Below are 8,684 nucleotides of genomic sequence, written 5' to 3'. Positions count from 1 at the left end.
CTCCCGTCTCCCGTCTCCCGTCTCCCGTCTCCCGTCTCCCGTCTCCCGTCTCCCGTCTCCCGTGAAAGCTGGTGTCGCGGCGGTCGAGCGTGCAAGCCAAAGGCAAGGGTTGCGCTCTGACCGCGGCCACACGCCCCTTCGCCCTCTCCTCCAGCACACCAGAGGGCGCGCGCCGGACCGGGGGCCGGCGCTGCTGCCCTCTGAGCGAGGCGCTTTATGGCAGCAAGGTCAGGACTAGGGGCGAACTAAGCACGCGATCCCAAGGAGCGCCGGCCCATCGGGCCGGTCCGGCGCGCGCCCGGCACCTACGGTGCTATTCGGGCGCAAGAAGCGGCGGTTTGGAGGGGAGTGTTTTGGGTGGGTGTTGGGTGTGATTTTGTTTTTTGGGAGTTGGCGCGGAGCCGCAGGGTGGCGTGCCTTTTTGGCGACAGCGCGGTCGGGGCCGAGGACGGGGGCGCTCGCGTGCTGCGCCTGAATTGAACCCGGTTGTGCCGCGTGCAAGTCCGACCGTGCAGCCCCGACGGCCCGACTTCTGACAGACCCGCGTCCGCGCGAAACGCCTGGCTCGCGCCACCAACACACCCGCATCCGCGCAATACGCTCGGCTCGCACTTCTTACTCAGCCGCCTCCTCGCAGCAGGTCCTGCCGGGACATCGGCACAAACAGATCATCACTTCAAAGCACCCGTCACTCACAAAAAAGCCGCCCCCGGAGCCCCGGGAGCGGCAAATCCAGCCTCACTGCTGGTGCACGTAGACCGACTTGATATTGACGAATTCCTTCATCCCGAAGCCGCCGTGCTCGCGGCCGTAGCCGGAGTTCTTCACCCCACCGAAGGGCATGTTCGGCACCGCGGCGTTGAAGCCGTTCACGCAGACCATGCCGGTGTCGAAATGCGTCGCGGCCAGCTCGCGGGCATGCGCCTCATCCTTGCAGAAGATGCCGCCGCCAAGGCCGTAACGGCTGTCGTTGGCGATCCGCATGGCGTCCTCGTCGTCGCGCGCCTTGATGACCGAGGCGACCGGGCCGAAGAGCTCGTCGTCATAGGCCGGCTGGCCGGGCTTCACGTCGACCAGCACGGTGGCAGGGTAGAAGGCGCCCTTGCCCTCGGGGGTCTCGCCGCCGACCAGCACGCGGGCGCCCTTCTCGACGCTCTTGTCGACCTGGGAGGCCAGCGTGTCGCGCAGGTCCTCGCGGGCGAGCGGACCAAGCCGCGTGCCCTCCTCGGTCGGGTCGCCCATCTCGAGCCGGCCCATCTTCTCGGCGAACTTCTCGACAAAGGCGTCGTAGTTCTTCTCGGTCACGATGAAGCGCTTGGCGTTCACGCAGGTCTGGCCGTTGTTGTAGGTCCGGCCCACCACGCAGGTCTTCACCGCGAGATCGAGGTCGGCCTCGTCGAGCACCAGGTAGGCGTCGTTCGAACCCAGCTCCAGCACCGATTTCTTGATCTGCTCGGCGGCCTTCTGGCCGACCTTGCGGCCCGCCACGTCCGAGCCGGTCAGCGTCACGCCGCGCACCAGGTCGTTCTCGATCACCCGGTCGGACTGGTCGTGGTCGATCAGGAGCACGGTGAAGAGATGCTTCGGCAGCCCCGCCTTCTCCATCAGGTCGCGCAGGAAGAGGCCCGAGCCGGTGGTGTTCTCGGCATGCTTCAGAAGCACCCCGTTGCCCGCCATGAGGTTGGCGATGGCGTAGCGGATCACCTGGTAGCAGGGGAAGTTCCAGGGCTGGATGCCGTAGATCACGCCAAGCGGCGCGTAGCGCACGAGGCCGGTGCCCTGCGGGATGTCGCGGGTCTCGTCGGCGAGCTCCTCGGGGCCGTGCTGGGCGGTGAAGTCGCAGATCGCCGCGCAGGCGTCGATCTCGTCGCGGCTCGCCTGCAGGAGCTTGCCCATCTCGCGGGTCATGAGCCGGGCGAAGTCCTCCTTGTTGTCGCGCAGCGCCTGGGCGATGGCGTTGACGATCTCGGCGCGGTCGGCGAGCGGCCGCGTGCGCCAGTCGAGAAAGGCCTCGTGGCAGGCCGCGACCGCGGTCTCGACCTCGGCGTCGGACATATAGGCGTAGCTGGCGATCTCTTCCTCGGTGGCGGGGTTGATGGTCACGATGTCGCGGCTCATGGCGTCCTCTGCTCTTGTTGCGTCGTTCGAAGGAGAGGCAGGAACGCGGACCCGGCGGGATGTTTCCATGCCCATCGCGCTGACGTGACTGAAGGGTGATGGGTGGGGGGGACGGCGGACGTGGCTCCGGCTGGATTGCACCGCCCGGGTGGGCGGTGAGGCGGATGAGGCACGGCAAGACCCTCCCGGTGCGTCGGCACCCCCCGGTGGACTGGCACGAGGTGGGGCCGGGCGCCCCCTGGCCCTCACCAAGGCGCCCCCGCCCTCACCCAAGAGTGCCCGCCAACATCTCCACCCCTCACATCAGAGGGCGCGCCGGACCGGGGGCCGGCGCTGCTGATCTCTGGGCTGCGCACTTTATGGCAGCAAGGTCAGGGCGCACTGTGAGCTAGGCACGCCATCCCAAGGAGCGCCGGCCCAAGGGGCCGGTCCGGCGCGCGCCCGGCATCTTCGATGCTATTCGGGCGCAAGGGGGTGCGAGAGGGGCGAGGGACGGGAAGCGGGACCACGAATGTCAGTGAGAGTTTTAGACCCGGTGCCTTCAATGAAGCCGCAGACGCTGCTGCCGATTTCTCCCCTCACTCACCAAAGAGCGACCGCCCCCATCGACACCCCTCACGCCAGAGGGCGCGCGCCGGACCGGGGGCCGGCGCTGCTGACATCCGGGCTATGCGCTTTATCCCAGCAAGGTCATTGCTCGCCGTGAGCTAATCACGCCAGCCCAAGGAGCGCCGGCCCATAGGGCCGGTCCGGCGCGCGCCCGGCACCTTCGGTGCTGTTCGGGCGCAAGGGAGTGCGCGGGGTTATTGGCGTGAGGAGTCGGTGGGAGCCTGCGTGGGTGCGGGGTGAAGTCCACGCGCCCGGAAGGTCGCATGAAACCCGGACCAGAGACGGGGTGAAGTCCCCAATCGCAACGCACCTCCAGCCTCACACCTCCCCCTCCCGCCACGCGCAAAGCACTTGCAGACTCACGCCGCGCTGCGTATATGCCTTTCAACAGCGGCGCGCTGGGGTCCACACCCGGTGCTCCACCGGAACCAAGTGACGGGCCGCGGGCCCGTTTTTTTGTTTCCGCCACAGACAACCGCACAGCCTTGGGGTCACATGACCGACCTGATCGCAAAGACATCCATGGACCAGCGCATCGCCGAGATCGCCCGCCCGGTGATCGAGGACATGGGATTCGAACTTGTCCGCGTGCGCCTGCAGGGGGGCAAGTCCCCGCTCCTGCAGGTCATGGCCGAACGCGCCGAGGGCGGCATCGAGGTCGACGAATGCGCCGAGATCTCGACCGCGCTCTCGGCGGTCTTCGACGTCGAGGACCCGATCCTCGATGCCTATACGCTCGAGGTCTCCTCGCCCGGCATCGACCGGCCGCTGACCCGTCTGAAGGACTTCGAGACCTTCGAGGGCTACGAGGCCAAGCTCGAGACCCATGAGCTGATCGACGGCCGCAAGCGCTTCAAGGGCGTCCTGGCCGGGGTCGAGGGCTCCGAGGTGCTGGTCAATATCGACGAGGGCACCGTGGGGCTCGAGTTCGACTGGCTCGCCGACGCCAAGCTGGTGCTGACCGACGAGCTGATCCGCGAGATGCTGAAGGCCCGCAAGGCGCAAGGCCTCGACGAAACCCAATACGACGATATCGAGGCCGAGGACGGCCAAAGCGAGGAGTAACAAGAGATGGCCATCACATCCGCCAACCAGCTCGAGCTTCTGCAGACCGCCGAAGCGGTGGCGCGCGAGAAGATGATCGACCCCGCGCTCGTGGTCGAGGCGATGGAGGAAAGCCTCGCCCGGGCCGCGAAGTCGCGCTACGGCGCCGAGATGGACATCCGCGTCAAGATCGACCGCCGCACCGGCCGGGCGACCTTCACCCGCGTGCGCACCGTGGTCGAGGAGGAAGAGCTCGAGAACTACCAGGCCGAGTTCACCGTCGAACAGGCCAAGCAGTATCTCGAGGACCCCAAGATCGGCGACCAGTTCGTCGAGGAAGTCCCGCCGGTCGAACTGGGCCGGATCGCCGCGCAATCGGCCAAGCAGGTGATCCTGCAGAAGGTCCGCGAGGCCGAGCGCGACCGCCAGTTCGAGGAGTTCAAGGATCGCGCCGGCACCATCATCAACGGTGTCGTCAAGCGCGAGGAATACGGCAACGTCATCGTCGACATCGGCCGCGGCGAGGGCATCCTGCGCCGCAACGAGAAGATCGGCCGCGAGGCCTACCGCCCGAACGACCGCATCCGCTGCTACATCAAGGACGTGCGCCGCGAGACCCGCGGCCCGCAGATCTTCCTGTCGCGCACCGCGCCCGAGTTCATGGCCGAGCTCTTCAAGATGGAAGTGCCGGAAATCTACGACGGCATCATCGAGATCAAGGCCGTGGCCCGCGACCCGGGCAGCCGCGCCAAGATCGCCGTGATCTCCTATGACGGTTCGATCGACCCGGTCGGCGCCTGCGTCGGCATGCGGGGCTCCCGCGTGCAGGCCGTGGTGAACGAGCTGCAGGGCGAGAAGATCGACATCATCCCGTGGAACGAGGATGTCCCGACCTTCCTCGTCAACGCGCTGCAGCCCGCCGAGGTCTCCAAGGTGGTCCTCGACGAGGACGCCGAGCGCATCGAGGTCGTGGTGCCCGACGAGCAGCTCAGCCTGGCCATCGGCCGGCGCGGCCAGAACGTGCGCCTCGCCTCGCAGCTGACCGCCCTCGACATCGACATCATGACCGAGGAAGAGGAATCGGCGCGCCGCCAGAAGGAATTCGAGGAGCGCACCAAGCTCTTCGTGGACACGCTGGACCTCGACGAGTTCTTCGCCCAGCTCCTGGTCTCGGAAGGCTTCACCAACCTCGAGGAGGTGGCCTATGTCGACCTCGACGAGCTGACGGTGATCGACGGCGTCGACGAGGAGACCGCCGAGGAGCTGCAGGCCCGTGCCCGCGACGTGCTCGAGGCGCAGGCCGCCGAGGCGCTGGAGCGCGCCAAGGCGCTCGGTGCCGAGGAGAGCCTCATTGAATTCGAGGGCCTGACACCCCAGATGGTCGAGGCGCTCGCCAAGGACGACATCAAGACGCTCGAGGATTTCGCCACCTGCGCCGACTGGGAGCTGGCCGGGGGCTGGACCACCGTCGACGGCCAGCGCGTCAAGGACGACGGCCTGCTGGAGCCCTTCGAGGTGAGCCTCGAGGAAGCGCAGAACATGGTGATGACCGCGCGCGTCCTGCTCGGCTGGGTCGACCCGACCGAGCTCGAGGAAGACGAGACCGCCGAAGGCGAGGACGCCGAGGGCGGTGACGACGGCGAGGCCGGCGACGACCCGCAAGTGACCGAGGAGGCATGAGCCACACGTGACGCGCGGAGGCCGCATAAAGGACCGTGAGACCGGGCCGGACCGGCGCTGCATCGCCTCGGGCGAGGTGCGCCCCGCCGAAGGGCTGATCCGCTTCGTGGTCGGTCCCGAGGCCCAGATCGTGCCGGATATCGCCGGCAAACTGCCGGGCCGCGGCATCTGGGTGACGGCCAGCCGCGCGGCGATCGAGAAGGCGACGGGCAAGAATCTCTTTGCCCGCGCCGCCAAGGCCAAGGTATCCGTGCCCGCGGATCTGGCCGATCAGGTCGAGTCTCTCCTGGCCGACCGGGTGATCAACCTGGTCAGCCTGGCGCGGAAATCGGGCCTGGCGGTCGCCGGCTACGAAAAGGTCAAGGACCTGCTTCAAAAGGAAGAAGCCGAGGTCCTGATCCAGGCCGAGGACGGCTCTCAGCGGGGCAAGTCGAAACTCTCGACCCCGCACTACGGGACCTATATCGGATGGCTCGCTGCCTCCGAACTGGGTCGGGCCTTCGGCCGTGATAAAGTGATACACGCCGCGCTGGGCGCTGGCGGTCTCACGAATCGTGTTGTAGAGGATGCCCGACGTTTGAAGGGTATGCGCGCCATGGGCGTGGCGCAGGACGCGGCGGCAGGGGCCGCCGGAAAGGATAAGAGAGCTTCATGAGCGAAAACGACGGCAAGAAGACTTTGGGTGTACGCGGCGGTCCCCGTTCGGGATCTGTGAAGCAGAGCTTCAGCCACGGACGCACCAAGAACGTCGTGGTGGAGACCAAGCGCAAGCGCGTCGTGGTGCCGAAATCCGGCGGCGGCGCCTCTGCGTCGAAATCCTCCGGCGGCGGCGAGAAAACGGCCGCGCAGAAGGCCGCCGCTTCGGCGAAGCGTCCTGCCGGCATCTCCGACGCGGAAATGGAGCGCCGCCTGAAGGCGCTGCAGGCCGCCAAGGCACGCGAGGCGGAAGAGACCGCCAAGCGCGAGGCCGAGGAAAAGGCCCGCGCCGAAGAGCGCGAGCGCCTGCGCGCCGAGAAGGAACAGAAAGAGCGCGAACAGCGCGAGGCCGAGGAACGGGCCCGCCAGAAGGCCGAGGACGAGGAGCGCAAGAAGCGCGAGGACGCCGAGGCGGCCGAACGTGCGAAATCCGCGCCCCAGGCCCCGGCGGCAGCCGAGGCGGCCCAGCCCAACCGTGGCGGCGGCAAGCCCCAGGGCAAGGAAACGCGCCGTCCCGCGGGCCGCGACGACGACCGTGGCCGCGCGCCCAAGGCGCGTGACGGCGGCCGCCGCTCCGGCAAGCTGACCGTCAACCAGGCGCTGGCCGGTGGCGAAGGCGGCCGTCAGAAGTCCATGGCCGCGATGAAGCGCAAGCAGGAGCGGGCCCGCCAGAAGGCGATGGGCCAGCCCCAGCCGCGCGAGAAGGTCATGCGCGACGTGCAGCTGCCCGAGGCGATCACCGTCGCCGAACTGGCGAACCGCATGTCCGAGCGCGTGGGCGACGTGGTCAAGGCGCTGATGCAGAACGGCGTCATGGCGACGCAGAACCAGTCGATCGACGCCGATACCGCGGAGCTCATCATCGAAGAGTTCGGCCACAGCGTCACCCGGGTCTCCGACTCGGACGTCGAACAGGTGCTCGAACAGACCGACGACAAGCCCGAGGACCTGCAGCCGCGCGCCCCGATCATCACGATCATGGGTCACGTCGACCACGGCAAGACCTCGCTTCTGGACGCGATTCGGAAGACCAAGGTCGTGTCGGGCGAGGCCGGCGGCATCACCCAGCACATCGGTGCCTACCAGGTGGACGATCCCTCGACGGGCCGCACGCTGACCTTCCTCGACACCCCGGGCCACGCGGCCTTCACCTCGATGCGCTCGCGTGGCGCGCAGGTGACCGACATCGTGGTGCTGGTCGTGGCCGCGGATGACGCGGTGATGCCGCAGACCGTGGAGGCGATCAATCACGCCAAGGCGGCCAACGTCCCGATGATCGTGGCGATCAACAAGTGCGACAAGCCCGAGGCGAACCCGACCAAGGTCCGCACCGATCTGCTTCAGCACGAGGTCATCGTCGAGGAGATGTCGGGCGAGGTGCAGGACGTGGAGGTCTCCGCGATCTCCGGCGCCGGGCTCGACAACCTGCTCGAGGCCATCGCGCTGCAGTCCGAACTGCTCGAGCTGAACGCCAACCCCGATCGTCCCGCCATGGGCGCGGTGATCGAGGCACAGCTCGACGTGGGCCGCGGCCCCGTGGCCACCGTGCTCGTGCAGACCGGCACCCTGCGCCAAGGCGACATCTTCGTCGTCGGCGAGCAGTGGGGCAAGGTGCGCGCCATGGAGAACGATCAGGGCAAGCGCGTGAAGGAAGCCGGGCCCTCGGTTCCGGTCGAGGTCCTGGGCCTCAACGGCACGCCCGAGGCGGGCGACGTGTTGAACGTCGTCTCGACCGAGGCGCAGGCCCGCGAGATCGCCGAGTACCGCCAGCAGGTCTCGAAGGACAAGCGCGCCGCAGCCGGTGCCGCGACCACCCTCGAGGCGCTGATGCAGAAGGCCAAGGACGACGAGAACGTCTCCGAGCTGCCGGTGCTGGTGAAGGCCGACGTGCAGGGCTCTGCCGAGGCCATCGTCCAGGCGCTCGAGAAGGTCGGCAACGACGAGGTGCGCGTGCGCGTGCTGCACTACGGTGTGGGCGCCATCACCGAGACCGACGTGGGTCTCGCGGAAGCCTCGAACGCGCCGATCCTGGGCTTCAACGTCCGGGCCAATACCTCGGCCCGCAACAGCGCCAACCAGAAGGGCGTGGAGCTGCGCTACTACAGCGTGATCTACGACCTCGTGGACGACGTGAAGGCGGCGGCCTCGGGCCTCTTGTCGAACGAGATCCGCGAGAACTTCATCGGCTACGCGCAGATCCTCGAGACCTTCCGCGTCTCGGGTGTCGGCACTGTCGCCGGCTGCCTCGTGACCGAGGGCATCGCCCGCCGGTCCGCAGGGGTGCGCCTCCTGCGCGACGACGTGGTGATCCACGAGGGCACGCTGAAGACGCTGAAGCGCTTCAAGGACGAGGTTGCCGAGGTGCAATCCGGCCAGGAGTGCGGCATGGCCTTCGAGAACTACGACGACATCCGCAAGAACGACGTGATCGAGATCTTCACCCGCGAAGAGGTCGAGCGCTCGCTCTGACGTCCCTTTCGGGATGCGACAGTCAAAGCCCCGGCCGGTCCCTGCGACCGGCCGGGGTTTTTCTTTGT

The 8,684-nt window shown here is 67.7% G+C and carries 5 protein-coding genes; 4 read left to right on the top strand and 1 reads right to left on the bottom strand.

Translation table 11 applies throughout. From position 1 onward, the window contains the following. Positions 1–738: 738 nt before the first annotated feature. A complete protein-coding gene (locus LR948_RS10160; RefSeq protein WP_232753900.1) occupies positions 739–2,118 on the bottom strand; it encodes an NAD-dependent succinate-semialdehyde dehydrogenase in 1,380 nt (459 codons plus the stop codon). Between the two features lie 1,104 nt (positions 2,119–3,222). Here LR948_RS10160 and rimP point away from each other — a divergent pair. Genes rimP through infB form a run of 4 tightly spaced genes read left to right on the top strand, consistent with a single transcriptional unit; the run spans position 3,223 to position 8,616 of the window. After that, a complete protein-coding gene (gene rimP / locus LR948_RS10155; protein WP_232753899.1) occupies positions 3,223–3,792 on the top strand; it encodes a ribosome maturation factor RimP in 570 nt (189 codons plus the stop codon). A gap of 6 nt (positions 3,793–3,798) precedes the next feature. After that, positions 3,799–5,451 carry a transcription termination factor NusA gene (gene nusA / locus LR948_RS10150; RefSeq protein ID WP_232753898.1) on the top strand — a complete coding sequence of 551 codons (1,653 nt, stop codon included), beginning with the start codon at positions 3,799–3,801 and terminating at the stop codon, positions 5,449–5,451. 7 nt (positions 5,452–5,458) lie between these two features. After that, positions 5,459–6,106, top strand: a complete 648-nt coding sequence (locus LR948_RS10145) for an RNA-binding protein (RefSeq protein ID WP_232753897.1) — start codon at positions 5,459–5,461, stop codon at positions 6,104–6,106. After that, positions 6,103–8,616: a translation initiation factor IF-2 gene (infB, locus tag LR948_RS10140; RefSeq protein WP_232753896.1), complete on the top strand. Its 2,514-nt coding sequence runs from the start codon at positions 6,103–6,105 to the stop codon at positions 8,614–8,616. The genes LR948_RS10145 and infB overlap by 4 nt, the downstream gene beginning before the upstream one ends. The last annotated feature ends 68 nt before the right edge of the window (positions 8,617–8,684 follow it).

Origin of the sequence: Roseivivax sp. GX 12232 (assembly GCF_021272185.1) — a bacterium.
In the GTDB taxonomy this organism is placed as follows: Bacteria; Pseudomonadota; Alphaproteobacteria; order Rhodobacterales; family Rhodobacteraceae; genus Roseivivax.
This window is presented reverse-complemented; position numbering and strand designations above follow the sequence as displayed.

Excerpts from the sequence above, each read along its gene's own strand:
- infB (WP_232753896.1), top strand. The coding sequence starts at position 6,103 with ATGAGCGAAAACGACGGCAAGAAGACTTTGGGTGTACGCGGCGGTCCC.
- rimP (WP_232753899.1), top strand. The coding sequence starts at position 3,223 with ATGACCGACCTGATCGCAAAGACATCCATGGACCAGCGCATCGCCGAG.
- nusA (WP_232753898.1), top strand. The coding sequence starts at position 3,799 with ATGGCCATCACATCCGCCAACCAGCTCGAGCTTCTGCAGACCGCCGAA.
- LR948_RS10160 (WP_232753900.1), bottom strand. The coding sequence starts at position 2,118 with ATGAGCCGCGACATCGTGACCATCAACCCCGCCACCGAGGAAGAGATC.